Genomic DNA, 26610 nt, shown 5'->3' with positions numbered 1-26610 from the left:
CCCGCCTGCCCCTACCCGAACCCGGGGCGCTACGCGGAGGGCGGGCGGCTGAAGCAGGGGATGCGGGTCGCCTTCTCCGGGGCGGCGGGGGTGACCCGCCGGGCCCGCCGCCCGGGCCGTGTGTGCGGGGGGTTCGTGCAGGTCCCGCGTCCCGCGCTTGTGGGGGTCGCGCCCCGGGAAACATGGGTGCGGGGACCGATGGCGGGGGCGCGACCGCGCGGGTTCGACTGTCGGTACCCCCTCGATCGGAACGGCTCCAGGCGCGGCGACGCGCTCCGGGAAGGAGGAGCCATGCCCTCGTCCGACGACGACCGCCTGGTCGCGCTGGAGACCCGACTCCTGCGGGACGACCCCCGCTTCGTCCGGCGGTTCCGAGCGGGCCGCCCGGCCCGCCCCCAGGAGTACCGCCGCACCCGCGCCTGGTGGCTGCTGGGGGCGGGCCTCACCACCCTCGGCACCGGCGTCGTCGTGGCCGACGGGCTGGTCATCGCGGCCGGACTGGTGCTCGCCGGTGTCGCCGTGGAGCGCTGCGACCCCCAGCGCACCCGCACCGGGCAGCGCTGCGGGCGTCCGCCCCGCTGATCCGCGGGACATGGCCGGGGAGGGCCCGACGACTGGCCGGAACGGCTGTTTCCCCGGCGCCCCGCCGGTGCCACCCTACGAGCGGACCCCGGAACCGGCCGCGGAGGCCGGACAGGGACCGGTGAGACAATCACGGTTCAGAGTCATGCGCCGTGGCGACCGGGACGATCTCCTCTCGCCGGGCGGCGGGGGTGGACCGGAAGGAAGCACCGCAGTGATCGAGTGGGTGTCCCTCGGCAAGGGCGCGAAGCCCGTTCCGCCGCCCGTGCCGACCCGTCTGGTGTGGGCCGGGGCGTTCGGCGGGGCACTGGTCCTCGTGGCACTCGTCAACACCGTCGTCGGCCCGGACCGGCCCTCCCTGGCGCTGATCGCGCTGTCGCTGCTGGCCGCGTTCCTGGGGCTGGGTGCCCGCTTCAGCGCGGCCCCCGGGACGGCCGTCCTGTGCTGGCTCTTCCTCAACGCCTTCGGCGTGCCGCCCGAGGGCACGCTGACCTGGGCCGGGTCCCGTGACACGTTCTGGCTCGCGTGCCTGCTCACCGCCGCGCTCGTGGGCACGGTCCTGGCCCGGGTGCGGCACGCGCGCGCCGCGTACCGACGGCTGGGCACGCTCTCGGGCGGCGCCCCCGAGGGCGCGGGCGACGCCTGACACCGGGGACGCGAACGGCCCGGCGTGGACATCGCGCCGGGCCGAGCCGTGTCCACGGTACGTCAGTCGACGGTGCCGGAGTCCTTGATGAGGATCTTCTTGGCCGTCGCGCCCGAGCGGCTGCCCAGGGCCTCGACCGCCTTGACGACGTCCTCGCCCTCGACGACCTCGCCGAAGACGACGTGCTTGCCGTCCAGCCACGGCGTGGCGACCGTGGTGACGAAGAACTGCGAACCGTTGGAGTTCGGTCCGGCGTTCGCCATGCTCAGCAGGAACGGACGGTCGTGCTTCAGCTGGAAGTTCTCGTCGGCGAACTTCTCGCCGTAGATGCTCTTGCCGCCGGTGCCGTTGCCGTTGGTGAAGTCGCCGCCCTGCAGCATGAACTCGGGGATGACCCGGTGGAAGGGCGCGCCCTTGTAGCCGTAGCCGTTCTGGCCGGTCGCCAGCTCACGGAAGTTGCGCGCGGTCTTCGGCACGACGTCGTCGAAGAGCCGGAAGACGATGCGGCCGAGGTCCTCGCCGTCGGCCGAGATCTGGAAAAACACGTTCTCGCTCATGGTTCTGATTCTCCACTCCCGGCTCTGTCAGGTCGAACACGGCCCCCCGGGCGTGGCGACGGGGCGGTGGTCTAGAGTGCGGCCCGCACCCGCGCACGGGTCCCTGCCGCTCAGGTCAGGGCGCCCTTCTCACAGATCTGTCGGGCGACCTCGCGGAGCTTGACGTTGTTCTCCTGTGAGTAGCGGCGCAGGACGTCGAAGGCGCCCGCCTCGTCCAGCCCGTGACGGCCCATGAGGATGCCCATGGCCTCGCCGATCACATGGCGGGTGGCGACGGCGTCCTCCATCTGGGCGTGGGTGCGGGCGCTGGAGAAGGCGATCGCGGCGTGGGAGGCGAGCAGCCACCCGGCGAGCTCGCTCGCCTCGGTGAAGGCGCCCGGCTTGCGGGAGTAGAGGTCGAGGGCGCCGAGATCCTCGTCGTCGGTGTAGAGCAGGAAGCCCATCATGCTGCCGATCCCGAGTTCCTGGGCCCGGGACGCGTAGTGGGGCCAGCGCCCCGCGTCCGCGGTGAAGTCGGGGATGCGGTAGACCCGTTCGCCCGTGCGGGAGCGCGCGGCGTCGAAGCAGGGCCCCTCCCGCAGCTCCCCCTGGATCCGGTCGCTGACCACGACGAGGTCGTCGGTGGCGGCCAGCGTCTGCACCGTGTCGCCGCGCAGCACCAGGATCCCCGCGGCGTCGCAGCCCTCCACCAGCTCGGTGGCGGAGCGTGTGATCCGTTCCAGGGTCGCGTCGACCGACTCCTGCGCCAGGAGATCGCGTGCCATCGACGCCATCTGCCGCGCGAACCAAGCCCAGTCCATCGCGTCCTCCACCTCTCGGGGTCCAGGGCCTTGCCGGTCTCCCAGCATTTCACGCGCCGGGGTCGCGTACGCGTACGGCGGCCGTCGGCACAGGTCAGAGCGGTGCCCCGGGGTCCACCGACCGGTCGAGCTCCACGCCGATCGCCTCGCGCAGGGGGGCGTGTCGCGGGCCGAGGCCGTGTTCCGGATCGCTCCAGGAGCGGCGCGGGTACAGCCACACCGGCATCCCGACGAGGCCGGCCGGCTCCCAGTCGTAGCGGGGCCACACGTGGGCGTGCGGGAAGGAGTCGGTGTTCCCCAGGATCTCCAGATCGACCCGCCGGAAGGCGGGGTCCAGCCGCCCGCAGGCGCGTTCGACGGCCTCGCCGAGCCGGTCCATGCCGGACAGGAACGCCGGCCGCCTCTCCCGCGGGAGGTCGGAGAGCCGCCGGGCCGTGGGGTCGTCCGACAGGAGCACGCAGTAGCCGGGGAGGAACTGCGTGTCCTCGATCACCGCGAACCCGGCGTCCGGCCGGCGCAGCACGGTGGGGTTCCGCCCTGCAACGCGCTGCCGATCCGGTCCTCGCGCCGTGTGCCGTCCATGGTCGGCGAGGGTGACGCGCACGGATCCGCGGGGCGGGGCAGGTCACCGCTTCGGCACGCACCGCCACGCCAGCGCCGCGGCCGTGAGGTAGGCGGCGGCGCCGGCGGCCATGCTGAGGCGCAGGCCGGCCGAGGGGGAGGCGGCCGAGGCGAGCAGGCTGCCGCCGAGGGCGACGCCCGTGGCGCTGCCGATCTGGCGGGTGGTGTTGAACAGCGCGGAGGCGGTGCCCGCGTACCCGGCGGGTACGGCGCCCATGACGGTGGTGGTCGAGCCGGTCAGGGCGAACGAGGTGCCGAAGCCCGCCGCCATCATCGGAGCGACCAGGACGGCGTAGCCGGGGTCTGGGCCCGCCGCCGCCCACCCGGCGAGGCCGAGCGCGGCCACGAGCATGCCGGTGACCACCAGGGGCCGGTCGCCGGTACGGCGGGCCAGTCGGCCGGACAGGACGGAGGCGAACATGGTCATCGCCACCGCAGGGAAGAGCGCCAGCCCCGTCTCGAAGGCGCTGTAGCCGCGCTCCTGCTGGAACTCCAGGCTCGCCGTGAAGACCATGCCGTAGAAGGCGAAGTTGAACAGCAGCCCGATCGCGGCCCCGCCGCTCACCTCCCGCGCCCGCAGCAGGCTCAGCGGCAGGGCGGGGGAGCGGGCCAGCCGCTCGCGGACGGCGAAGGCCACGGCGGCCAGGACGGCCAGGCCCAGGCCGGCGAGGACGGCAGGATCGGTCCAGCCGCGCCGCCCGGCCTCGTTGAGCGAGGCGGTCAGCAGGGCGACGGCCGCCACGACCGCGCACTGCGCGGGCCAGTCCAGGGCGCGGTCGGCCCGGCGGGGCGAGGGCGCCACATGACGCAGGGTCAGCGCGAGACAGGCCGCGCCGACCGGGAGGTTGACGAGGAAGACCCAGCGCCAGCCGACGGTGGACACGAGCGCTCCGCCGAGCAGCGGGCCGGCCGAGGCGGCGATGCCCGCCATCGACCCCCACAGCCCGAAGGCGCGCGAGCGGGCCGCCGGCTCCGGATACGCCTGCTGGAGCAGGGCGAGGGAGCCCGGCACGATGAGGGCGGCGCCCAGTCCCTCCACGAAGCGGGCGGCGACCAGGAACGACGCGTCCGGCGCGAGCGCGCAGGCGGCCGAGGCGGCGGTGAACACGGCCACGCCGGCGCAGAAGACGCGGCGGTTGCCCAGCCGGTCGCCCAGCGCGCCGCCGGTCAGCAGGAACCCGGCGAGGACGAGCGTGTAGCCGTCGGTGACCCACTGGACGCCGGTGAGCGAGGCGGAGAGGTCGCGGCCGATGACGGGGACGGCGACGTTGATGACGGTCACGTCCAGGATCACCATGAAGTAGCCGGCGCACACGGCCAGCAGCGGTGCCCAGCCCCGCCGTTCGCCCTCCGGCCGTGCCTGGACCACGGTCATTTCTCCTCCGGTCGCGGCGAGATCGCGTGGATCGCCACAGTAGGCGCCGGACGCCGCATGTCGAGGAAGCGTGCCGGACGGAGCCGGAGACGTCCTGAGTCCGGTCCTCCACACCCGGGTGCCCCGCGCGCTCGCGGCCCTCCTCGCGGCGCGTCGCTCGCCCTGTCCGGCACGCTCGTACAGGCCGTGACGCGCGACCCCCTCGCGGAGCCCGGTGTCCTCGGCGTCTCGGGCGGCGCCGCGCTGGGCGCGGTCCTGCTGGTGACCGCGGTGCCCGCCGCCGTGCTGCTGGGGGCCGTGCTGGTCCGCACGGCGGATCTGCCGGGCCGTACGGTGATCGCGCCGGCCCAGCTCGGCGCGGGCCTGATGACGGCGGCCGTCGGTACGCCGTACTTCCTTTACCTGCTGGTGCGCGGCCGGCGTCAGGGCCGCTGAGCCCGGACACCGCGTCCGGCCGCGTCCAGCAGGGCCTCGGCCTGGTCGCGGGCGTGGCCGATGGGGTCCGGGAACACGCCCAGGCCGTAGCCGACGAGCGCCCCCTCGTGCAGCAGTGTCAGCGAGCGGCCGAGCCGCTCGGCGTCGCCGGGGACGGCCTCCCGCGCCAGGTCGGTGAAGAGGGCCAGCATCCACGCCTTCTGGCCGGTGATGATCGGGTACGCGGGATGCGCCGGGTCGCTGATCTCGGCATGCGCGTTGACCATGCTGCAGCCCTTGGAGTTGTGGTCCCCGGCCCAGTCGAGCGAGGCGTCGAAGACGGCCCGGACGCGGGCGCGGGCGTCCGGGCCGGCGGCCTCCAGGCGGCCGGCGAGGAAGGCCCGCCAGCGCTCGTCCCGGTCGGCGAGGTACTCCACCACCAGCTGCTCCTTGGAACCGAAGCGGTCGTAGATGGTCTTCTTGGTGACCCCGGCCTCGGCGGCGATCAGGTCGACGCCCACGGCGTGGATGCCCCGCTCGTAGAAGAGCCGGTCCGCGGCCGTGCGCACGCGCAGGGCGGCCGGCGTCATCGTGATCCGTCGCGGATTCCGTGCGCTCTCCATGTGCCCCAGGGTATACCGATCTGTATAGTGAGTCGGGCAGTGATTATACCGATCTGTTTACCGGAGGCCGGGGATGAACGCGCTGCTGTCGGCCGCCTTCGTGATCTGCTGGAGTTCTGGGTTCATCGGGGCCAAGCTCGGCGCGGGGAGCGCGTCCGCCGTCACGATCCTCATGTGGCGGTTCCTGCCGCTCGCCCTCGTGCTGCTCGCCGTCGCGCCGGCCCGGGCGTCCTGGCGCGGCCTCACGCTCCGGGACGTGGGCCGGCAGGTCGTGGTCGGCGCCCTCTCGCAGAGCGGCTACCTGCTCACCGTGTACTGGGCCATCCAGCTCGGCGTCTCCAGCGGCACCACGGCCCTGATCGACGGGGTGCAGCCCCTCGTGGCCGGGGCGCTGGCAGGGCCGCTCCTCCGCCAGTACGTCTCACGCCGCCAGTGGCTCGGTCTCGGCCTGGGCGTGGCCGGCGTCGCCGTCGTCACGGGCGCCGACGCCACGTCCGGCGGACACGCCGCCTGGTGGGCCTACGCCGTCCCCTTCCTCGGCATGCTGTCGCTGGTCGCCGCCACCTTCCTCGAGGAGCGCTCCCGTACGAAGGTGGCGCCCGAGGCCGCCCTGACCACGCACTGCCTGACCAGCGCCGTCGTCTTCACCGCGCTGGCCGTCGCCTCCGGGGCGGCCGTCCCGCCCGCCGAACCCGCCTTCTGGGCGGCGACCGCCTGGCTCGTCGTGCTCGCCACCTTCGGCGGCTACGGCCTGTACTGGATCATCCTCCGGCGCTCGGGCGTCACCCAGGTGAACACCCTGATGTTCCTGATGGCACCTGTGACGGCCGTCTGGGGGGCGCTCATGTTCGGCGAGCCCTTCGGCGTCCAGACCGCCCTAGGGCTCGCCGTCGCCCTGGCCGCCGTGCTCGTCGTCCGCCGCGGCGCAGGTTCCGGCCGGCGGACATCCGGGGCCCCGGACGAGGCCGCGACGGCCACGAGCGGGGCCCGGCGCTGAGTCACCCGCTGAAGTCGACGTCCGCCGCCTCCGCGATCCGCGCCCCCATGTTGAGCTCCATCATCTCCAGCGCGGCCGACGCCAGATGCGGGTGGATGGAGGCGACGGCGTCCTTGGGCACCGTGACGTCCAGGTGCCGGATGTGCGCGTCCAGCGCGGAGTACAGCACGCACTGCTCGGTGACCTGGCCGGTCAGCACCACGTGCCCCACTCCCAGCCGCCACAGCAGATACGACAGGGGTGTCTCGTAGAAGGCGGAGTGCCGGGCCTTCACCACGAACAGCGACTTGTCGTCCGGGCGGATCGGCTCGACGAGGTCGGCGCGCGGGCGGGACAGCGCGTTCTCCACGAGCTCGCCGTGGTGGGAGCGCCAGCGCCCGAAGTTGTCGTTCGCGTAGATCACCGGGACGTCCGCCGCGCGGGCCCTCCCGATCAGGTCCGCGAGGACCGGCACGACCCGCTCGACGGACGGCACGAGCAGCTCGGCGTCCTCGTGGTCATAGGTGTTGATCATGTCGACCACCAGGAGGGCGACCTTCCCCGGGTCCGTCGGGTCGGTGCGCGTGTCGTCATTGCTGGTGGTGCTCCCGGTGCGGTCGGTCACGCCTCTCCCAGGGGTACGGGTCGGAACGGGGAAACGCGCCCCCGGGTACCCGGGGCAGGGGCCGGCGTAACGGCGGTGCACGGGTGAGGTGCGCGGGGCGGCGGTCAGTCCTCGGCGACGACCCGTACGGTGCCGAGTCGCTGGTCGGCCGCGTCCGGCAGGAACATGCCCGCCTCGACCCCGGTGAGCAGGTACTCCAGCACCGGCTCGGTCAGCCGCTCACCGGGCAGCACCGCGGGGATCCCGGGCGGGTACGGAGTGATCATCTCGGCGGCGACCCGGCCGACGGCGTCCCGCGGGGGGACCTTCTCGTGCCGGGCGAAATAGGCGTCCCGCGGCAGGTCGGCCTGCTCCATCCGCAGCCCGGCGGGGGAGGGGACCGCGACCCGCGGGGCGTCGCGGAGCTCGGAGGCGTGGTCGGCCAGGTCGCGCAGGGCCGTGAGAAGACGCTCCGTGGTCTCCTCGTCGTCGGCGTGGGTGAGCTGCGCGCTGATCCTCCGGTGGTCGAACAGGTGCCCGTCGATGTGGTGGTGCTCGCGCAGCCAGTCCGCCGCCCGGTAGCCGGTCGTGCCGAGCGCGCTGATGTCGATGACCACCGGCAGCGGGTCGAAGTCGAAGGCACCCCCGGGGCCGCAGAAGTCGGCCGCGTCGTTGACGTGCATGCCGTCGATCGCCTCGATGGCCTCACGGGTGCGCGCGGCCAGCTTGAGCGTCCCGCCGATGAGGTCGTGGCCGTGCTGCACCATCTGCCGGCGCCACGCGTCGATCCCGGCGTAGATCAGCACGTTGGGACTGGTCGTGTCCAGGAGGTCCGCCCGGGAGGCCAGTTCCGCCGGGTCGATGAGATCGCCCTGGAGGTGGAAGACCGAGCCCTGCTCCAGGCCGCTGCCCATCTTGTGGATGCTGGTCACGCAGATGTCCGCGCCCGCGTCCATCGCCCAGGCCGGCAGGTCGGCGTGGAAGGGGAGGTGGGCGCCCCACGCCTCGTCCACCACCAGCGGCTTGCCGCGGCGGTGGCAGACCTCCGCGATGCCGCTGAGGTCGGCGGCCGCCCCGTAGGGCGTCGGGCTGGTCACCAGGGCGCCGTCCGCGTCCGGGTGCTCCTCGAACGCCCTCTCGTACGCCTGCGTGGACGGCGGGTGCGCGATGCTCCGCTCGGCGTCCCACCGGGGCTCGACCCACACCGGCTCCACCCCGGACAGGATCAGCCCGGCGACGACCGACTTGTGGGCGTCGCGTCCGACGAGGAGCTTGTGGCCGGGACAGGCCACCGTCAGCATCGCGGCCTTCACCGACAGGGAGCTGCCGCAGGTCGAGAAGAACGTGTGGTCCGCGTGGACGGCGTCGGCCATCAGCCGCTCGGCCCGCACCAGGATCTGGTTGCGGGCGAGCCGGTCGTCGAGACCGCCGTTGGCGAGCACGTCCCCGAAGAACACGGCGTCTCCCAGCACGGCACGGGCCCGGGGGTCCGCGCCCCGGGCCCGCTTGTGGCCCGGGGGCGTGAACGCCAGTTCGTCGGCGTTGTGGTAGGCGGCCAGCGCATCGAGGACGGGGGCTTCGGCGTGGTTCATACGCATGGGGGGTGGGTTCCCCGACTTCCGTCCCCGATGCGGTGCCGTGCGTCAGACGGCCGTACCGGCCCGCTCGGGGGTCCGCAGCGCCGTCCCGCCGTCCCGCCACGCCGCGAGCAGCCGGGCCGCCAGCCGGTCCTCCAGATGGCCGGTGGCGCGGATGCCGAACACCACGTCGGCTTCCAGAGCGGGTTCGTCCTCCAGCAGCCCTCCGACGACGTCGTGCCGCACGACCTGCTCGTGGACGGCGTCCGCCTCCACGTGCTCGGCGTAGAACCGTACGGCGGCCGGGCCCGCCCCCACCCGGCGCAGCGCCTCGGCCAGCCGCCGCGACCCCGGGGACGAGGTGACCTCGACCGAGGCGAAGTGCCCCACCAGGGCGGCCCGCAGGGCGCGGTGCAGACCGAACAGGGACATCAGGTTGACCGTCGCCAGCATCTCGGCGGGAGCCGCGTCGACATAGTGGCCGTACGCCGTCTCCAGCCCCAGGTCCGTCATCAGGTCGGCGAACAGCTGGGCGTGGATCTCGTCCGCGCGGCCCGCGCCGAACTCGTCGAACTCCACGGCCACCATCGCCGCCTTGGCCCGCCCGTACAGGCGGGGGATGACCCAGGCGTGCGGGTCGGCCTCCTTCAGGTGGTACAGCGAGCGCAGTGTCGCGTACTCGCGCAGCTGGGCGAGGGTGCCCTTGTCCCGCAGGAAGTGCGACACGCTGCCGGTGCCGTCCACCGGCTCGACCTGCAGTTCGTCCAGCGCCGCCCACGCGCTGTCCCCCTCGCCCACCGGCACGTCCGCGCGCAGCGCGCCCAGGAAGCGGTCCTCGAGCGTGCCCCGCACGGCGAGCAGGCCGCTGTCCCACTCCCGCGTGTCCGGCACGCCCTCGAAGCCCTGGTAGTGCAGCTCGTACAGGACGTACAGGGCGAGCTGGAGGTCGTCGCCGTACGGTGACGCCTCGGCCGGCGAGGGGACGTCGACGTCCCGCTCGCCGCGCAGCAGATCCATGACGGCGGCGGACAGCGGGCCGCGCGGCGCGGGCAGCGCGGGCACCGTCCGCCGCGAGAGGGGCCGGTCGGTCGTCGTGGTCATGCGGTCCCGTCCTCGTCCGTCGTCGTCCGTTTCGCGCGCCTGCGGTGGCTGGTGTCGCACCAGGGGAAGATCTTGCTGCGGCGGCAGGTGCAGACGGCCACGCTGAACCGGTCGCAGACCGTCACCTCGCCGTCCTCGCCGACCACCTCGACGGGCCCCTCCACCAGCAGCGGGCCGTCCCGCTGGACCCGGATGCGGCGGGGCCGTTCAGACGCGTTCACCACGGATCACCACCAGTTCCTCCGTGAGGTCGTCGTCCGCGAGACCGCGGTCGCGCAGCCAGTCCACCCGGGAGCGCAGCACCCGGCCGTAGGGCAGCTGGGACCGTTCGACGACCTGCGCCCGCAGTCCGGCCGCGGTCAGCCGGGCCAGCGTGGCGTCGACGCCGCACAGATGCGAGTGCACCATCAGGAGCCTGCCCGAGGGGCGCAGCAGCGCGGGCGCGTGGTCGCAGATCCGGTCGATCAGCAGCCGGCCGTCGACCCCGGCGTCCCAGGCGCGGGCCGCGCCCCTGGGGGGACGGTCGCCCGGGGCGGGCACATACGGCGGGTTGGAGACGACCAGGTCGAACTGGCGGCCGGGCACCGCCGTCATCAGGTCCCCGCGGCGCAGCCGCAGGGTCTGCCCGTTCTGCCGGGCGTTCCACCAGGCGGCGGCCAGCGCCCGCCGGGAGATGTCCACGGCGGTGACACGCCCGCCCAGCCGGGCGGCCTCGACGGCCAGCATGCCGCTGCCCGTGCCCAGATCCAGTACGTCGGTGCCCGCCGTGACGCCTTCGCGGTGCAGGGCGCGGGTGAGCAGCCGGGTGTCGAACTGGGGGCGGTACACGCCCGGCAGTACCCAGCAGCGCAGGGGAGGGTGCGGAGCGAGAGCTTCAGTGGTCATGGACGCTCCTCAGCCCGCGGCCTGCAGCGGGCGCTCGGACAGGGCCCGGGCGACACCGTGCAGGTTGTCGGCCATGGCACGACCGGTGCGGTGCGCCCAGTCGCGTCCCTTCTCCTCGTCCAGGTAGTCCGGCCCCGGGCCGGGGCCCAGATGCCAGTACGTCCACGCCTGGCCCGGGATGGTGAAGCCGATGTCGGCGAGCGCCCCGGAGATCTCACTGATGACGTGGTGCGCACCGTCCTCGTTGCCGGTGACCACGACGCCCGCCACCCGGTTGTAGGCGACGGGACGCCCCTGGTCGTCGGTCTCGGACAGCATCGCGTCCATGCGTTCCAGGACCCGCTGCGCCACCGAGGACGGACGTCCCAGCCAGGTCGGCGAGGCCATCACCAGGATCTCGGAGTCCAGGAGCCGCTCGTGCACGCCGGGCCACTCGTCGCCGTCGCCCGCGTCGGTCACGACCCCGGGGGCGATCTTCAGGTCGACGGCCCGTACGAAGGACACCTCCACGCCCTGCTCGGCGAGCCGACGTGCGACCACCGAGGCCAGGGCCTCGGTGTTGGACGGCTCGGGAGACCCCTTCAGGGTGCAGTTGATGACAAGTGCTTTCACAGTCGCTCCGGGGATCGAGGACGGGGGTCGGGCACCGGCCGGGGAGAGGGTCAGTCCTCGCCCCGGACGATGTTCCACTCGGCCCCCGTGCGGGCCGAGGGCTGTTTGTCTCTGTCCTCCACAGCGGCGACGCAGGTGCGTATCGACCTCTCCTCCGGGTGCCGGGACTCCAGCCAGCCGGTCGGGGGCATGTGCAGGACTTCCTTCTTCGCAGACCGCGCGGTCACGGCGCTTCATCTTCTTCCTTGTCCGGGACGAGCCCGGTCGGGGCTCTCTCTGAGGCTCCGACCGGGTGCCCCCGACCTGTGGCCGGGAAACGCCCGTCAGAGATCGCGCCGGGGCAGGGGCCGCACCGCCGGTCCCTGGACGACCGCGCCGTCCGGGGCGAAACGGGAGCCGTGGCAGGGGCACTCCCACGCCTGCTCGGCCCGGTTGAACGACACGATGCAGCCGAGGTGGGTGCAGCGGGCCGACAGCGCGTGCAGCCGCCCCTCCTCGTCCCGGTGGACGGCGCACAACCCCGCGCCCACCCGCACCACCGCCCCGTCACCCGGCGCGATGTCGTCCGGCGACGGACCGCTCCCGGCCAGCGGTGCGATCCGGTCGCCCACGAAGTGCCGCGCCACCTGCGCCTGATGGGTGAGGAACCGGCCCCCCTCGCGGACGACCGGGCCCAGCCGGCGCGGGTCGTACAGCGCGCTCCAGGCGACCTCGCGCCCACCGACGAGGTCCGCGAGCAGCCGGCCCGCCATGATGCCGCCGCTCATGCCCCAGCCGCCGAAGCCGGTCGCCACGTAGGTGTGCCGGCTGCCGACGTGGAGCGGACCGACGAGCGGCACGGTGTCCGTCGAGTCGTTGTCCTGGGTGGCCCACCGGTGCGTGAGCGTCACCTGCGGGAAGTGGCGCTGGGCCCAGGCGGCCAGCCGCTCGAAGCGTTCCTCCGCGTCGGCGGTGCCGGGGGTGAAGTGCTCGCCCGTGACGATCAGCAGCCGGCGTCCCTCGCCGAGGGGCGCGGTGCGCACCGAGCGTGTGGAGCGCTCCGGCGTGATGTACATGTGGCGCGGAGCGTGCTCCTCGGGGATCGGGCCGGCCACGACCAGCTCCCGGCGCGAGGACAGCCGGGCGAAGAGCAGGGCGCGGTCGAACACGGGGTAGTGCGTGGCGACCACGACCTTCGAGGCGCGCACCCGCACGCCCGCCTCGGTGGTGAGCACGCAGGGCTCGCCCTCGGTGAGCCCGGTCACCCGGGTGTTCTCGTACACCGTGCCGCCGTGCCGACGCAGGTCCTCCGCGAGCGCCAGCAGGTACTTGCGCGGATGGAACTGGGCCTGCCCGTTCACACGGACCGCGCCCGCCACCGGGAAGGGCAGGTCCGTCTCCGTGACGAACTCCGCGTCCAGCCCCGCCTCCCGGGCCGCCTCCGCCTCGGCGCGCAGCTCGCCGACGCGCCGTGGGTTCTCGGCGTACGTGTGGGCCGCGGCCTCCTCCCACTCGCAGTCGACGCCCAGCTCCCGCGCGCACTCCTCGGCGCGCCGGATCGCCTCGGACTGCGAGTGCGCGTACAGCCGGGCGGCCTCCGGGCCACGGGTGCGGCGCAGCCGGTCGTAGACCAGGGTGTGCAGCGCGGTGAGCTTGGCCGTGGTGTGCCCGGTGACCGAGGCGGCGAGCCGGCCCGCTTCCAGGACGGCCACCTCACGGCCCTGCCGGGCCAGTTCCCACGCCGTGCTGAGCCCCGCGATGCCCCCGCCGACCACGGCGACGTCGACCTCGAGGTCACCGTCCGGCGGAGGAGCGGGATCGCCGGGGGGCGCGGTCTGCAGCCAGTACGACTCGTTCGGCACTCTCTCAGCGTTCATGGACGCCGGGTTCCCGGCTGGACGGCACCACACTTCGAATCACCCGTCCTCACGATCTTTCACATCGCGTCGCCCGGGTACCCGCCCCCCGAACAGCACGTCAGGCCGGTCCGCGGAGCGCTGACCGGCCTGCGAGACGAGCGCACCAGGAGGATCGATGAGCACGGTCAGGGAGACGGTCGACGTGGAGGTCCCGCTGCGCCGGGCCTACGACCAGTGGACCCAGTTCGAGGATTTCCCGCGCTTCATGGAGGGCGTCGAGGAGGTCCGCCAGCTCGACGAGCGGCACAACCACTGGGTGACGAGCATCGGCGGGGTGAAGCGCGAGTTCGACACCGAGATCGTCGACCAGCTGGCCGACGACCGCATCACCTGGCGGTCCGTGGGCGGCGAGACCCAGCAGCGCGGCTCGGTCCGCTTCGAGCCGCTGGACGACACGCACACGCGCGTGGAGCTCACCATGGAGGTCGAGCCGACCGGCGTGGCCGAGAAGGGCGCGGACGCGCTCGGCATGATCGACCGGCGCGTCAAGGGCGACCTGCACCGGTTCAAGGAGTACGTCGAGAAGGGCGGCAGCACCGGGGGCTGGCGCGGCCGTATCCGGCCGGAGGACCCGGGCACCGTCCTCTGACGGACGCGCACACGAGCATTCCCGGCCGGTCCGCACGCGCGGGCCGGCCGGTCGCCCGTCCGGCGGCGGGCGGGCATCGCCCCCACCCGGTGGGAGGCGTGGTCAGATCACGGACGCCGAGGTGGACCGGATCGCCCAGCCGTGGGCGGCGTCCCGGTGTCCAGCCCCTACGCCGGGACCGGCGCGGGTGTGGGGGAGCGTGGGTCGCGCGGCGGTGGTCCGGCTTCGGGGGGTGCCCGTGTCGATCGGCTGATCCCGGGGTGGTCCTGTCGATCGGCTGACCTCTGGTGTCAGGCCGCCGTCTCCAGGGCCGGGCGCGTCCCGGTGTCCAGGTCCTTCGCCGGGACCGGCACCGGCACGGGGGTGCGCCGGGAGCGCAGCAGCAGACCCGTCCCGATCGTGCCCGCGATGATCAGGCCCCCCGCCACGAGGGCGCCGCGGGCGCCGGCCGTCTCCATCAGCAGGCCGAGCGCCGGTGGTCCGCCCAGGCCCCAGGCCGTGCCGATGCTGCTCCACACGCCGAGCACGCGTCCGCGCAGGTGCGGGGGCGGATCCGTCTGGAGCACCGCCGTCCCCGCGGTGTCGGAGACGGATTCCACGACCGCCATCGGCAGCACCAGGACCAGCAGCACCGCCAGGGACGGGGACAGCCCGGCCGCCACCTGCAGCAGGCCACCCGCCGCCGCCAGCGTGCCCACCACCCGCACGGACGGCCGGCGCAGCCGCGCGCCGAGAACGGCGCCCAGGATGCCGCCGACGGCCAGCACCGTGGAGACGGTGCCGAAGGAGCCGGCGCCGCCCGCGAGCGGCCCGGTGACGAGCACCGCGAGGGTGAGGCCGTAGTTGCGGCCGAACACCGAGCTGACACCCGTGACCGCGGCGAGCGCCACGAGACGGGGGCGGCGCGCGAAGAAGCGCAGCCCCTCCCGCACGCTCAGGTCCGGGCCCGCACCGGACGGCTCGCGCCCCCGCGCCGCGCCCGCCCGGGCGGAGTGCCGGGCCGCGCCGGGCGCCGGTCGCAGGAACGGGATGACCGCCGTCACGACCAGGAACGACAGCCCGTTGGCGGCGTACGCGGCCGCCGTGCCGAGGAAGCCCACGGTCACCCCGGCCAGGGCCGTGCCGGCCAGCCGGCCCGCGTTGTGCACCAGGGCGCCCACGCCGATGGCGGACGGCACGTCCTCCACGGGCACGAGCTCGTTGCCGAGCAGCGCGCACGCCGGGCCGTCGACGGTGGCGACGACGCCGGTGACGGCGGCCAGCACCATCAGCGTCGTCATGTCGAGCAGGTCGAGCGCCACCAGGGTCGCCGTCGTGAAGGCGATCGCGCCGAGCAGGGCCTGGCTGACGGCGGCCGTCAGCTTCAGCGGCCAGCGGTCCACGGCGGTGCCGCCCAGCAGGCTCATGAAGAGGGCCGGAGCGGCCTGCACCGACATCGACAGACCGGTGGCGGCGGCGGAACCCGTGATCTGCAGGACGAGCAGGTTCTGCACCGTGAGCTGCATCCAGGTGCCGGCGTTCGACACGAAGTTCGCCACGGACCACCAGCGCATGCCGCGGTGACGCAGCGACCGCCAGGGGGAGCGGGACGCCGCCCCGGAGGGGGCGGCGGAGGTGTCCGGCGCGCGGGAGGCCGGAGCAGGGGTGAAGGACACAGTCGTACCCGGGGACAAGAGGACGGGGGGACCGGGGAACCGGAGAGCCACCGGGCTGCGCTGCGCGGAGGGTTCCACCGAGTCGTCACGGCGCGGACCATCGTGGCAGACCGGGAGCCGGCGACGAGCGGGCCGGCTCGCCCCGGCCCGTGCCGGGCTCCGCAACAGGCCGCAGCGAAACGAAACTTCGTAGGCCAGTGGGGTTCCTCACACGGCGGCTGAAGTGCGCAATACCGGACAAGCAGGGATCAAAGTGTGAAAGCTACTCGTTCGGGAACCCTGGCCAGTGCGGCGTCCGGAACGAGGCGACCCACCACCGGCGGTGCCGTGTGCACGCGGCCCGCACCGACCGATCACTCCCCTTCCGAGAAACCGGCGATGGCTCTCCGACAGCCCGCCGACCCCGCCGAACCCCTTTTCTCGAGCCACGCCCGCGCGTGCACGGGACCCGTCCCTCACGCCCGCGCGCGGACGAAGGGAAACCCCTATGCCTGCTGTCTCGACGCGCACCTGGCACCGTGCCCTGGTGACCGGTGGCGCCGGCTTCCTCGGCAGCCACCTGTGCGACCGTCTGCTGGATTCGGGCGTCGAAGTCGACTGCGCCGACAACCAGTGCTCCGGGACCCGCGAGAACGTCGCCCACCTGGAGGGACGCCCCGGCTTCCGGTTCGTCGACTGCGACGTCAGCGCACCCGACGCGCCCGCGCTGCTGCGAGGCCCCTACGACCTCGTCCTGCACTTCGCCTGCCCCGCGTCACCGGCCGACTACCTGCGGCTGCCGCTGGAGACCCTCGACGTCGGCAGCCTCGGCACCCGGAACATGCTGGCCGTCGCCGGGCGTGACGGGGCGCGCCTCCTGCTCGCCTCCACGTCCGAGGTGTACGGCGACCCGCTGACGCACCCGCAGCGCGAGGATTACTGGGGCAACGTGAACCCGGTCGGGCCGCGCAGCGTCTACGACGAGTCCAAACGCTTCGCCGAGGCGCTGGTCACCGCCCACGTGCGGACCCGGGACGCCGACGCCGGCATAGTCCGGATGTTCAACACCTACGGGCCGCGCATGCGCGCGCACGACGGCCGGGCCGTCCCGACCTTCGTCAGCCAGGCCCTGGCCGGCGAACCGCTCACCGTCGCGGGCGACGGCCGGCAGACCCGGTCCCTGTGCTACGTCGACGACACCGTCGACGGGGTGCTGCTGGTCGCGGCCAGCCACTCCGTGCGGCCCGTCAACATCGGCGGGAGCGACGAGGTCACCGTCGGCGAGATCGCCCGGCGCATCGTCGAACTCACCGGATCGTCCTCCTCGATCGTGTACGTCGACCGTCCGACCGACGACCCGCAGCGGCGCCGCCCCGACACCGGTCTGGCCCGCGAACTGCTCGGCTGGACGCCCCGCGTGCCCTGGGAGGAGGGCATCAAGCAGACCATCGCCTACTTCGCGGCGGCGCAGCCCGCGCCCGATCCGGCCGCCTAGGGGTGCCTTGTCGATCAGGCCGCACCAGCGAGCGGCGTCCGGTGTCGGACACCCCCCGGGCGCACCCCGCCCTTCCCGTCAGCCGTACGGAGGCATCGCATGCGCGTTCTGGGAATCAACGCCCTCTTCCACGACCCCGCCGCCGCCCTGGTCATGGACGGCAGGATCGTGGCGGCGGCCGAGGAGGAACGGTTCAGCCGGCGCAAGCACGGCAAGCGGCCCGTGCCCTTCTCCGCCTGGGAACTCCCCGAGCTGTCCGCCCGGTGGTGCCTCGACCAGGCCGGCCTGACCCCCGCCGACCTCGACGCGGTCGCCTACTCCTACGACCCCGAACTGGCCCGCCCCGCCGACCGGCTGGGACTGCACGACCCATGGGACCAGCTGCGCCAGGAGTACGCCCGCCGCGCCCCCGGCTTCCTCGCCGAGGCCCTGCCGGGCCTCGACCCCGGCAAGGTCCGCTTCGTCGCCCATCACGTCGCCCACGCGGCCTCCGCCGGCCTGGCCGGCCCCTGGCCCGACAGCGCCGTCCTCGTCCTCGACGGGCGCGGAGAGTGCGGCTCCCACCTCGCCGGACGCTACGCGAACCGCGAACTCACCGTGTTCGGCTCGCAGTCGCTGCCCGACTCGATGGGCCTGTTCTACGAGGACCTCACCGAGCATCTCGGATTCCTGCGCAGCAGCGACGAGTTCAAGGTGATGGCCCTCGCGTCCTACGGCACCCCCCGCTTCCTCGACCGCGTGCGCCCCTACGTCCACCTCGACGACGACGGCGGCTTCCGCGCGCGGCCCGTCCCCTGGGCGTCCCTCGTCCCGCCGCGTCCGGCGGGCGCCGACTGGACCCAGGACCACGCCGACCTCGCCGCCAGCGCCCAGGCCTGCCTGGAGGAGGTCCTGCTCGGCCTCGCGCGGTGGCTGCACGACCGTGCGGGCGAGGACGTGCTGACCCTCGCCGGCGGGGTCGCGCTGAACTGCGTCGCCAACACCCGGCTGTACCGGGAGACCCCGTTCCACCACGTCTGGGTCCAGCCCGCCGCCGGGGACGCCGGCACCGCGCTCGGCGCCGCCCTGCACGTCGCCCACCAGAAGGAGGCCGTCGAGGCCATGCCGACGGCCGCGCTCGGCCGGGGCTGGAGCGACGATGAACTGCGCGCCTGGCTGGAGCGCGCCGCCGTGCCCTACGAGGAGCCCGGCGACATCGCCGAGACCGTGGCCGCCGAGCTCGCCGCCGACGGCATCGTCGCCTGGTTCCAGGGCCGCAGCGAGTACGGCCCCCGCGCCCTCGGGCACCGCTCCCTGCTGGCCCACCCCGGCCGCGCGGAGAACCTGGAACGCCTCAACGCGGTGAAGGGACGCGAGGAGTTCCGCCCGGTCGCCCCCATGGTCCTCACCGAACGCGCCGCCGAACTCTTCGACGGACCGCTGCCCAGCCCGTACATGCTGTTCGTGCACGACGTCGCCGAGGAGTGGCGCGGCCGTATCCCGGCCGTCGTCCACGTGGACGGCACCGCCCGCATCCAGACCGTCGACCGCGCCGACGAGCCCCTCGTGGCCCGCGTGATCGACGGGTTCGAGCGCCGCACCGGACTGCCCGTCGTCGTCAACACCAGCCTGAACACCGCCGGCAGGCCCATGGTCGACGACCCGCGCGACGCCCTGGAGTGCTTCGGCTCCGCACCCGTGGACCTGCTCGCCCTCGGCCCGTTCGCGATCCGGCGCGGAAAGGTGTTCGCATGACGGCCGCCCCCGCCTACAGCGTCGTCATCCCGACGATCGGCCGGCCCTGCCTCGCCGACTGCCTGCGGGCGCTCGCCGCAGCCGACGGCCATCCGCCCGAGGAGGTCGTCGTGGTGGACGACCGCCCGGTCGTCACCGGCCCCCTGCCGCTGGCGGCGGCCGGCCCGCTGCGCGGACGGCTGCGTACCCTGCGCACCGGCGGGCGCGGGCCCGCCGCCGCCCGCAACACCGGCTGGCGCACCGTCCTCACCCCCTGGACCGTCTTCCTCGACGACGACGTCCAGGTGCTGCCCGACTGGTCCCGCCGCCTCGCCGACGACCTGGCGGCGGCCGGGCCCTCCACGGGCGGCGTCCAGGGCCGGCTGCGGGTCCCCCTCCCCGAGGACCGCCGGCCCACCGACTGGGAACGCGGCACGGCCGGCCTGGAGCGGGCCGCCTGGGCCACCGCCGACATGGCGTACCGCACCACCGCGCTGATGGACGTCCAGGGCTTCGACGAACGGTTCGGCCGGGCCTTCCGCGAGGACGCCGACCTCGCCCTGCGCGTCGAGGAGGCCGGCTGGTCCCTGCACCGGGGACAGCGCACCACCCGGCACCCCGTCCGCCCGGCCGACCGCTGGGCCTCCGTGCGCGCCCAGCGCGGCAACGCCGACGACGCCCTGATGACCCGGCTGCACGGCCCCGACTGGTGGCGGCGCGCCCGCGCCCCCCGGGGCCGCCTGCCCCGCCACGCCTTCGTGACGGCGATGGCGCTCACCGCCCCCGTGCTCGCCCTCACCGGCCGCCGCCGCGCCGCCGCCACGGCCGCCGCGCTGTGGGCGCTCGGCACCGGCGAGTTCGCCCTGGCCCGCATCCTGCCCGGACCCCGCACCCCCGGCGAGATCACCACCATGGTCGCCACCAGCGTCGTCATCCCCCCGCTCGCGATCCGGCACTGGCTCGACGGCGTCGTCCGCCACCACCGGGCGCCGACCCCGAGGAACGCCCCATGACCGGGGCCGTCGCCGCCGTGCTCTTCGACCGCGACGGCACCCTCATCGAGGACGTCCCCTACAACGGCGACCCCGACCGGGTCCGCCCGCTGCCCGCCGCCCGCCCGGCCCTGGACCTGCTGCGCGCCCGCGGCATCCCCACCGGCGTGGTCAGCAACCAGTCCGGCGTCGGCCGCGGACTGCTCACCCCGGCCGACGTCCACCGGGTCAACGACCGCGTGGACGCCCTCCTCGGCGGCCTGGACACCTGGCTGTACTGCCCGCACGCCCCCGAGGCCGGCTGTCCCTGCCGCAAGCCCCGCCCCGGACTCGTCGTCGAGGCGGCGCGGCGCCTGCGCGTGCCCCCCGGGGGCTGCGTGGTGATCGGCGACATCGGGGCCGACGTCGAGGCGGCCCGCGCCGCCGGCGCACAGGCCCTGCTGGTGCCCACCGCGGTCACCCTCCCCGCCGAGATCGAGGCGGCCCCCGCCACCGCGCCCGACCTGCTCGCCGCGGTCCGCCGGCTCCTCGCGAAGGGGGAGGAGCGCCGATGAGGGCCCTGGTCGTACGCCTCGACAGCTTCGGCGACGTGCTGCTGGCCGGACCCGCGATCCGGGCCGTGGCCGCGGGCGCGTCCCATGTCACCCTGCTCTGCGGCCCCCGCGGCGAACCCGCCGCGAGCCTGCTGCCCCGCGTCGACGACGTCCTCGTGTGGGACGCCCCGTGGGAGGGCTTCGACCCGCCGTCCGTCCGGGACTCCGACGTCGACGGCCTGCTGCGCCGCCTGCGGGACGCCGCCTTCGACACGGCCCTCGTCCTCACCTCCTTCCACCAGAGCCCGCTGCCCACCGCTCTGCTGCTGCGCCTCGCCGGGGTCCCGCGCATCGGCGCCGACAGCGTCGACCACCCCGGCCGGCTGCTCGACGTACGGCACCGGCGGCGGCCCGGCCGGCACGAGGTCGAAGCCGCCCTGGACACCGCCGCCGCCCTGGGCTTCGTGCCGCACACCGGGGACGACGGACGGCCGCGCGTCCTGCCACCGCCCGACACCATCGCGCTGACCGGCAACGGCCCGTACGTCGTGGTGCACCCGGGCGCCAGCGCCCCCGCCCGCGCCTGGAGCCCCGCACGCTGCGCCGAGGCCGTCGCCGCGCTCGCCGACGCCGGCCACCGGGTCGTCGTCACCGGCGGCCCCGGCGAGACCGCCCTGACCCGCGCGGTCAGCGGCGGCACGGCCGTCGACCTCGGCGGCCGGACCGACCCGCGCACCCTCTCCGGCGTCCTGCGCACCGCCGACGCCGTCGTGTGCGGCAACACCGGGCCCGCCCATCTGGCCGCGGCCGTCGACACCCCCGTGGTGTCGCTGTTCGCCCCGGTCGTCCCGGCCGAACGCTGGGCGCCCTACGGGGTGCCCTGCGTGCTCCTCGGCGACCAGCGCGCGCCCTGCGCCGGCACCAGGGCCCTGACCTGTCCCGTACCCGGCCACCCGTGCCTCGACGAGGTCACGGCCGACGACGTGGTGGCCGCGGTGCACAAACTCCTCGCGGAGACGACATGAACGTACTCGTGTGGCACGTGCACGGCTCCTGGCTGACGACCTTCGTCCAGGGCCCCGCCACCTGCCTGGTGCCCGTCACCCCCGACCGCGGACCCGACGGCCTCGGCCGGGCCAGGACCTGGCAGTGGCCGGAGCGGGTGCGGGAGGTGACCCCCGGGGAGCTGCGCGACGCCGACATCGACCTCATGGTGCTGCAACGGCCGCACGAGCTCGACCTCGCCGCACACTGGACCGGCCGGCGCCCCGGCGTCGACGTGCCCGCCGTGTACGTCGAGCACAACAGCCCGCACGAGACCCCGGTCGGCACCCGGCACCCGCTCGCCGGCCGCACCGACATCACCCTCGTGCACGTCACCCACTTCAACCGGCTGATGTGGGACAACGGCCGCGCGCCCACCACCGTCGTCGAGCACGGCGTCATCGACCCCGGACCGCTGTGGACGGGCGAGGAGCGCCGTGCCGCGGTGGTCGTCAACGAGCCCGTCCGGCGCGGCCGCACCACCGGCACCGACCTGCTGCCCGGCTTCGCGCGCGCCGCACCGCTGGACGTGTTCGGCATGTGCACCGAAGGGCTCGCGGGCCACCTGCGCCTGCCGCCCGGCCGGCTGCGCAGCCGCGACCTTCCGCAGAGCGAGCTGCACCCGGCGATGGCACGGTGCCGCGCCTATCTGCACCCGGTGCGCTGGACCTCGCTCGGACTGTCGCTGCTGGAGGCGATGTTCCTCGGCATGCCCGTCGTCGCCCTCGACACCACCGAGGTCCGCGAGGCCGTCCCCGAGGGCGCCGGCGTGGTCTCCAACCGGCTCGACGTCCTGCACGACGCCCTACGGCGGTTCCTCGCGGACTTCGACGACGCCCGCCGGACGGGGGAGGCGGCCAGGGCCGCGGCGCAGGCCCGCTACTCGGAACGGCGGTTCCTGGACGACTGGGAGCGTCTGATCAAGGAGGTCACCCGATGACTACGAGGCACCCCTCGGCCGGCCGTGTCGCCATGGTCTCCGAGCACGCCAGCCCGCTGGCCGCGCTCGGCGGACCCGACGCGGGCGGACAGAACGTGTACGTGGCGCAGCTCGCCGGGCACCTGGTGCGGCGCGGGCACGACGTCACCGTGTACACGCGGCGGGACGACCCCCGGTCGCCGGAGCGGGTCACCACACCCGACGGGTTCCAGGTGGTCCACGTCCCCGCCGGACCGGCGGCGCCCGTCCCCAAGGACGAACTCCCGCCCTACATACCGGAGTTCGGTGCCTTCCTGGCCCGCGAATGGGCGGCGGCCCCACCGGACGTGGTGCACGCCCACTTCTGGATGTCCGGCTGGGCGGCCCTGTCCGGTGCCTACGGGCTCGGCGTGCCCGTCGTGCAGACCTACCACGCCCTCGGCACCGTGAAGCGGCGCCACCAGGGCGCCGCCGACACGAGCCCGAGCGACCGCGTCGCCATCGAGACCGTCGTCGGCCGCGACTGCGCCCGCATCATCGCGACCTGCGAGGACGAGGTGTGCGAACTGGAGGCCATGGGACTGTCCCGGCGGAACATCTCCGTCGTCCCGTGCGGCGTCGACCCCGAGCAGTTCACGCCGCGCGCAGGCGCCCGCCGGCCGGCCTCCGCGCCCCGGCGGCTGCTCGCCGTGGGACGGCTCGTGCCCCGCAAGGGCTTCGACCGCGCGATCCGCGCCCTCGCGGACGTCCCCGGCGCCGAACTCCTCATCGCCGGAGGCCCCGAACAGGCCCTGCTGCTCGCCGAGCCGGAGGCCGAACGGCTGCGTGCGATCGCCGAGGAGCACGGTGTGGCCGACCGGGTCACCCTCCTCGGCGCGGTCAGCCGCGACGCCATGCCCGACCTGATGTCCAGCGCCGACCTGGTGCTGTCCCTGCCCCGCTACGAGCCGTTCGGCATCGTCCCCGTCGAGGCCATGGCCTGCCGCGCGCCGGTCCTCGCCACCGCCGTCGGCGGACAGCTCGACACGGTCGTGGACGGCATGACCGGCGAACTCGTCCCCGCCGACGACGACTACGACATCAGCGCCGCCGTCCGCCGCCTGCTGGCCGACCCGGACCGGCTCGCCCGGTACGGCGCCCAGGGCCGCCGCCGCGTCCTGTCCCGGTACACCTGGGACCGCGTGGCCGACGGCGTCACCCGCGCCTACAGCGCGGTCTCCTCCGTCCCCTCGCTCTCGGGAGCCCTGCGATGAAACTCGCCTCCGACGTCACCCACTGCGACGACCTGATGCGGGCACTGACCGGGTTCCGCGGCTACGCCGGCCCGCTGCTGCGGCGCTGGGGGACCTCGCTCGCCACCACCCTCGACGGCGGGGCCCGGCTCCTCGTCGCGGGCAACGGCGGCAGCGCCGCCCAGGCCCAGCACCTCAGCGCCGAACTCGTGGGCCGCTACCGGGACGACCGCCCCCCGTTCTCCGCGGTCGCCCTGCACGCCGACACCTCCGCGACGACGGCCATCGCCAACGACTACGGCGTCCAGGAGATCTTCGCCCGGCAGGTCGCCGCCCACGGCCGGGGCGGAGACGTCCTCATGCTCCTGTCCACCAGCGGCGCCAGCGCCAACCTGCTCGCCGCCGCCGACCGGGCGCACCGGCTCGGCATGCCCGTCTGGGCGCTGACCGGCCCGGCGCCCAACCCGCTCGCGGGCTCCGCCGACGACGCCCTGTGCATCGACGCGGCGACCTCCGCCACCGTCCAGGAACTGCACCTCGTCGCCGTCCACATGCTCTGCGAGGCGTTCGACGAGGCGGTGGAACGCCGGGCGGCGGCCCGGCGCCGCCGGGCCGGACAGCGCTGGGCCCTGCTCACCGAGGAGGGCGCGTGACGACGGCCCCCGCCCCGCTCCTGGTCGTCGGCGACGCCCTCCTCGACCACGACGTCCACGGCCGTGTCGACCGCCTCGCGCCCGACGCGCCCGTCCCCGTGGTCAGCGGGCCCCGGCGCACCTCCCGGCCGGGCGGCGCCGCGCTCGCCGCCTGCCTCGCCGCCGCGGACGGCCGGCCGGTCACCCTGGTCACCGCGCTCGGCGACGACCCGGCGAGCGCCGCCCTGCGCGACCTCCTGGACGGCCGGGTCGGCCTGGTCGAACTCCCCCTCACCGACGCCCTGTCCAGCAAGACCCGCGTCCTCGTGGACGGCCGGCCCCTGCTGCGCCTCGACGACGGCGACGGCCGGGCGCGGGAGGCCACCGAGGCGGCCCGCCGGGCGATCGCCGAGGCGGGCGCCGTCCTCGTCGCCGACTACGGCCGGGACACCGCCACCGTGCTGCGCGACGACCTGGCGGCCGCAGCGGCCAGGGTTCCGCTCACCTGGGACCCCCATCCACGCGGCGGCGCACCCGTGGCGGGCGTCCGCCTCGCCACCCCGTCGGCCGCCGAGGCACACGCCCTCGCCCGCCGTGCCGCGGACGCGGAGCCGCAGCCGGACCACGACCTGCACAGCGCCGCCCAGGACGCCGACCGGCTCGTCCACGCCTGGCGCGCCGCGTCCGTGGCCGTCACGCTCGGCGGACGCGGCGCCCTGCTCTCGCACGGCGGCACCCCACTTCTGGTGCCGTCCCCCGTCACCGCCGACGGCGACGCCTGCGGGGCCGGGGACCGGTTCGCGGCGACCGCCGCCGGGTGCCTCGCGGACGGCGACCTCGTCGAGACGGCCGTACGGCAGGCCGTGCACGCCGCCACCCGCTACGTCGCCGAGGGCGGGGTGCGCTCCGACGCCGTGGACACCGCCCCCGCCGGACCCCGGCCCGCCGACCGCGAACCCACCGGCGACGCGGTGCGCACGGCCGCCCGGGTGCGCGCCGCGGGCGGCACCGTGGTCGCCGCGGGCGGCTGCTTCGACCTGCTGCACGCCGGCCACGTGGCCCTGCTGCAGGCCGCCCGGCGCACCGGCGACTGCCTGATCGTCTGCGTCAACTCCGACGCCTCCGTACGCCGCCGCAAGGGCTCGGGCCGGCCCCTCGTCCCGCAGGCCGACCGCATCCGCGTCCTGCGCGCCCTCGAGTGCGTCGACGCCGTGGGCGTCTTCGACGAGGACACCCCCGAACGCCTCCTGGCCGAGCTGCGCCCGCACATCTGGGCCAAGGGCGGCGACTACGCCCTGACCCGCCTGCCGGAGGCGGCCCTGGTGGAGAGCTGGGGCGGCCAGGTCGTCCTCTTCCCCTACCTGGACGGCCGCTCCACCACCGGTATCGCCGAACGGGCGGCCCTCACCCCGGGCCGGGCCGGACGATGAACGGCGTCCGGCGGGCGCGGGCGGGGACGTCCGCCGGGGCACCCCGGCGGCGCGTGCTCGTCCTGCGTGCGCTGGGCCTGGGCGACCTCCTGGCCGGCGTCCCGGCGCTGCGGGGGCTGCGGCGCGCGTTCCCCGGGGACCACGTCGTCCTCGCGCTGTCCTCCGCCCTCCGGGAGGCCGCCCTCACCACCGGGGCCGTCGACGAGATCCTGCCCGCCGAGGCCCCCGGCCGCGGTGTCCCCGACCTGGCCCACTGGACCGGGCCGCCACCCGACCTCGCCGTGGACCTGCACGGCAACGGCCCCGCGAGCCGTGACGCCCTTGCCGCGCTGCGGCCGCGCCGGCTCCTCGCCTTCGCGGACGGGACGCCCGAGTGGCGGGCCGACGAGCACGAACGGCAGCGGTGGTGCCGCTTCCTCGCCGCCCACGGCATCCCCGCGGACCCGGACGACCTGCGGCTGCCCCCGCCCGGCACGCCGTCGCCGGCCCCCGGTGCCGTCGTCGTCCACCCCGGCGCGGAGTCCGCCGCCCGCCGCTGGCCTGCCGGACGGTACGCCGCCGTCGCACGGCACCTGGCCGCGGCGGGTCACCGCGTCGTGCTGACCGGCGGGCCCCGCGAGGACGCCCTCGTCGCGGAGGTCGCCGAACGCGCGGGGGTGCCCCCGTCGGACCGGTGGCCCGGCGGGCTGTCCTTCGCGCGGCTCTCGGCCCTCGTCGCCCACGCGGCGCTCCTCATCAGCGGCGACACCGGACTGTCCCATCTCGCCGTGGCCCACGGGACCCCGTCCGTGACCCTGTTCGGGCCGGTCCCGCCCCGCCTGTGGGGGCCGCCGCCCCGGCACCGGCACATCGCCCTGTACAAGCCGGGACCGCCCGGCGACCCGCACGGCGAGACCCCCGATCCGTGCCTGCTGCGGATCGGCACCCAGGAGGTCGTCGTCGCGGCCGGCTCCCTGCTGCCCGCCCCCTCTCCGACCCGCGCGGCACAGCGGGCACCGGCGCCCGGCACCCGGGCCCGCCCCTGACCGGCCGCCCGGGCGCGGCCCCCTCGACGGTGGTCTCTCCTTGCTGTCACGGCACAGCCGAGCGAGGGTGGAGATGCGGTCGGTCGGCGGCCACGCCGGCG

28 protein-coding genes and 1 pseudogene are annotated in these 26610 nt (G+C 75.1%); 15 read left to right on the top strand and 14 right to left on the bottom strand.

Annotated elements, in window-relative coordinates:
* The first annotated feature begins 291 nt into the window (after positions 1-291).
* Both ABZ899_RS24050 and ABZ899_RS24045 read left to right on the top strand, forming a co-directional pair.
* The gene (locus ABZ899_RS24050) at positions 292-582 is read left to right on the top strand and encodes a DUF3040 domain-containing protein (protein WP_361349747.1); all 291 of its coding nucleotides are present in this window, start codon (positions 292-294) and stop codon (positions 580-582) included.
* 214 nt (positions 583-796) lie between these two features.
* Entirely contained in the window at positions 797-1228 is a 432-nt protein-coding gene (locus ABZ899_RS24045; RefSeq protein WP_361349723.1) for a hypothetical protein, read from the top strand.
* Between the two features lie 62 nt (positions 1229-1290).
* Here the strand turns inward: ABZ899_RS24045 and ABZ899_RS24040 are convergent, their stop codons facing one another.
* From ABZ899_RS24040 to ABZ899_RS24025, 4 genes and pseudogenes are all read right to left on the bottom strand, one after another.
* A complete protein-coding gene (locus tag ABZ899_RS24040) occupies positions 1291-1785 on the bottom strand; it encodes a peptidylprolyl isomerase (protein ID WP_361349720.1) in 495 nt (164 codons plus the stop codon).
* Between the two features lie 110 nt (positions 1786-1895).
* The gene (locus ABZ899_RS24035; protein ID WP_361349718.1) at positions 1896-2585 is read right to left on the bottom strand and encodes a GAF and ANTAR domain-containing protein; all 690 of its coding nucleotides are present in this window, start codon (positions 2583-2585) and stop codon (positions 1896-1898) included.
* Between the two features lie 94 nt (positions 2586-2679).
* Positions 2680-3167 (bottom strand): annotated as a pseudogene (locus tag ABZ899_RS24030) (diadenosine tetraphosphate hydrolase).
* A 43-nt stretch (positions 3168-3210) separates the two neighbouring features.
* A complete protein-coding gene (locus ABZ899_RS24025; protein WP_361349715.1) occupies positions 3211-4581 on the bottom strand; it encodes an MFS transporter in 1371 nt (456 codons plus the stop codon).
* Positions 4582-4638: 57 nt separating this feature from the next.
* Between ABZ899_RS24025 and ABZ899_RS24020 the strand changes: the two genes are divergently transcribed.
* Entirely contained in the window at positions 4639-5016 is a 378-nt protein-coding gene (locus ABZ899_RS24020; protein WP_361349713.1) for an iron chelate uptake ABC transporter family permease subunit, read from the top strand.
* Here ABZ899_RS24020 and ABZ899_RS24015 read toward each other — a convergent pair.
* Positions 5004-5618: a helix-turn-helix domain-containing protein gene (locus ABZ899_RS24015; RefSeq protein ID WP_361349710.1), complete on the bottom strand. Its 615-nt coding sequence runs from the start codon at positions 5616-5618 to the stop codon at positions 5004-5006. The two genes, ABZ899_RS24020 and ABZ899_RS24015, sit on opposite strands and share 13 nt — an antisense overlap.
* Before the next feature lie 73 nt (positions 5619-5691).
* Between ABZ899_RS24015 and ABZ899_RS24010 the strand changes: the two genes are divergently transcribed.
* Positions 5692-6615 carry a DMT family transporter gene (locus tag ABZ899_RS24010; protein WP_361349707.1) on the top strand — a complete coding sequence of 308 codons (924 nt, stop codon included), beginning with the start codon at positions 5692-5694 and terminating at the stop codon, positions 6613-6615.
* Position 6616: 1 nt separating this feature from the next.
* Here the strand turns inward: ABZ899_RS24010 and ABZ899_RS24005 are convergent, their stop codons facing one another.
* From ABZ899_RS24005 to ABZ899_RS23970, 8 genes are all read right to left on the bottom strand, one after another.
* A complete protein-coding gene (locus tag ABZ899_RS24005; RefSeq protein WP_361349744.1) occupies positions 6617-7138 on the bottom strand; it encodes an isochorismatase family cysteine hydrolase in 522 nt (173 codons plus the stop codon).
* 185 nt (positions 7139-7323) lie between these two features.
* A complete protein-coding gene (locus ABZ899_RS24000; protein ID WP_361349704.1) occupies positions 7324-8796 on the bottom strand; it encodes an ornithine decarboxylase in 1473 nt (490 codons plus the stop codon).
* A gap of 45 nt (positions 8797-8841) precedes the next feature.
* Positions 8842-9876, bottom strand: a complete 1035-nt coding sequence (locus ABZ899_RS23995) for an iron-containing redox enzyme family protein (protein WP_361349701.1) — start codon at positions 9874-9876, stop codon at positions 8842-8844.
* Positions 9873-10100, bottom strand: coding sequence for a CDGSH iron-sulfur domain-containing protein (locus ABZ899_RS23990; protein ID WP_361349698.1), 228 nt, complete (start codon positions 10098-10100; stop codon positions 9873-9875). The genes ABZ899_RS23995 and ABZ899_RS23990 overlap by 4 nt, the downstream gene beginning before the upstream one ends.
* Positions 10084-10761 carry a HemK2/MTQ2 family protein methyltransferase gene (locus ABZ899_RS23985; RefSeq protein ID WP_361349695.1) on the bottom strand — a complete coding sequence of 226 codons (678 nt, stop codon included), beginning with the start codon at positions 10759-10761 and terminating at the stop codon, positions 10084-10086. The genes ABZ899_RS23990 and ABZ899_RS23985 overlap by 17 nt, the downstream gene beginning before the upstream one ends.
* Positions 10762-10770: 9 nt before the next feature.
* A complete protein-coding gene (locus tag ABZ899_RS23980) occupies positions 10771-11373 on the bottom strand; it encodes a flavodoxin family protein (RefSeq protein ID WP_361349692.1) in 603 nt (200 codons plus the stop codon).
* A 50-nt stretch (positions 11374-11423) separates the two neighbouring features.
* Positions 11424-11600 (bottom strand): hypothetical protein, encoded by a 177-nt coding sequence (locus ABZ899_RS23975; RefSeq protein ID WP_361349689.1) that lies wholly within the window; start codon positions 11598-11600, stop codon positions 11424-11426.
* Positions 11601-11696: 96 nt separating this feature from the next.
* Complete coding sequence (locus tag ABZ899_RS23970) at positions 11697-13229, bottom strand: FAD-dependent oxidoreductase (protein ID WP_361349686.1); 1533 nt, start codon at positions 13227-13229, stop codon at positions 11697-11699.
* Positions 13230-13386: 157 nt separating this feature from the next.
* Here ABZ899_RS23970 and ABZ899_RS23965 point away from each other — a divergent pair, with 157 nt between their 5' ends.
* Positions 13387-13860, top strand: coding sequence for an SRPBCC family protein (locus ABZ899_RS23965; RefSeq protein WP_361349683.1), 474 nt, complete (start codon positions 13387-13389; stop codon positions 13858-13860).
* A 290-nt stretch (positions 13861-14150) separates the two neighbouring features.
* Here the strand turns inward: ABZ899_RS23965 and ABZ899_RS23960 are convergent, their stop codons facing one another.
* Positions 14151-15413, bottom strand: a complete 1263-nt coding sequence (locus ABZ899_RS23960) for an MFS transporter (RefSeq protein WP_361349741.1) — start codon at positions 15411-15413, stop codon at positions 14151-14153.
* Positions 15414-16002: 589 nt separating this feature from the next.
* Here ABZ899_RS23960 and ABZ899_RS23955 point away from each other — a divergent pair.
* From ABZ899_RS23955 to ABZ899_RS23910, 10 genes are all read left to right on the top strand, one after another.
* Entirely contained in the window at positions 16003-16989 is a 987-nt protein-coding gene (locus tag ABZ899_RS23955) for an NAD-dependent epimerase/dehydratase family protein (protein ID WP_361349680.1), read from the top strand.
* A gap of 99 nt (positions 16990-17088) precedes the next feature.
* Positions 17089-18723, top strand: coding sequence for a carbamoyltransferase C-terminal domain-containing protein (locus ABZ899_RS23950; RefSeq protein WP_361349677.1), 1635 nt, complete (start codon positions 17089-17091; stop codon positions 18721-18723).
* Positions 18720-19715: a glycosyltransferase gene (locus ABZ899_RS23945; RefSeq protein WP_361349674.1), complete on the top strand. Its 996-nt coding sequence runs from the start codon at positions 18720-18722 to the stop codon at positions 19713-19715. The genes ABZ899_RS23950 and ABZ899_RS23945 overlap by 4 nt, the downstream gene beginning before the upstream one ends.
* Positions 19712-20248 (top strand): HAD-IIIA family hydrolase, encoded by a 537-nt coding sequence (locus tag ABZ899_RS23940; RefSeq protein ID WP_361349671.1) that lies wholly within the window; start codon positions 19712-19714, stop codon positions 20246-20248. Before ABZ899_RS23945 ends, ABZ899_RS23940 begins: the two co-directional genes overlap by 4 nt.
* Positions 20245-21252 carry a glycosyltransferase family 9 protein gene (locus ABZ899_RS23935; RefSeq protein WP_361349668.1) on the top strand — a complete coding sequence of 336 codons (1008 nt, stop codon included), beginning with the start codon at positions 20245-20247 and terminating at the stop codon, positions 21250-21252. Before ABZ899_RS23940 ends, ABZ899_RS23935 begins: the two co-directional genes overlap by 4 nt.
* On the top strand, positions 21249-22211 hold the full coding sequence (locus ABZ899_RS23930) for a glycosyltransferase (protein ID WP_361349665.1): 963 nt from the start codon (positions 21249-21251) through the stop codon (positions 22209-22211). The genes ABZ899_RS23935 and ABZ899_RS23930 overlap by 4 nt, the downstream gene beginning before the upstream one ends.
* Entirely contained in the window at positions 22208-23443 is a 1236-nt protein-coding gene (locus tag ABZ899_RS23925; protein ID WP_361349663.1) for a glycosyltransferase, read from the top strand. Before ABZ899_RS23930 ends, ABZ899_RS23925 begins: the two co-directional genes overlap by 4 nt.
* A complete protein-coding gene (locus ABZ899_RS23920; RefSeq protein WP_361349660.1) occupies positions 23440-24075 on the top strand; it encodes an SIS domain-containing protein in 636 nt (211 codons plus the stop codon). Before ABZ899_RS23925 ends, ABZ899_RS23920 begins: the two co-directional genes overlap by 4 nt.
* The gene (gene rfaE2, locus ABZ899_RS23915; RefSeq protein WP_361349657.1) at positions 24072-25484 is read left to right on the top strand and encodes a D-glycero-beta-D-manno-heptose 1-phosphate adenylyltransferase; all 1413 of its coding nucleotides are present in this window, start codon (positions 24072-24074) and stop codon (positions 25482-25484) included. Before ABZ899_RS23920 ends, rfaE2 begins: the two co-directional genes overlap by 4 nt.
* Positions 25481-26509, top strand: a complete 1029-nt coding sequence (locus ABZ899_RS23910; RefSeq protein ID WP_361349654.1) for a glycosyltransferase family 9 protein — start codon at positions 25481-25483, stop codon at positions 26507-26509. Before rfaE2 ends, ABZ899_RS23910 begins: the two co-directional genes overlap by 4 nt.
* The last annotated feature ends 101 nt before the right edge of the window (positions 26510-26610 follow it).

Source organism: Streptomyces sp. NPDC046859 (genome assembly GCF_040645135.1).
In the GTDB taxonomy this organism is placed as follows: Bacteria; Actinomycetota; Actinomycetes; order Streptomycetales; family Streptomycetaceae; genus Streptomyces.
Note: the sequence above shows the minus strand (reverse complement) of the source record. Positions and strands in the feature narration are given on the sequence as shown.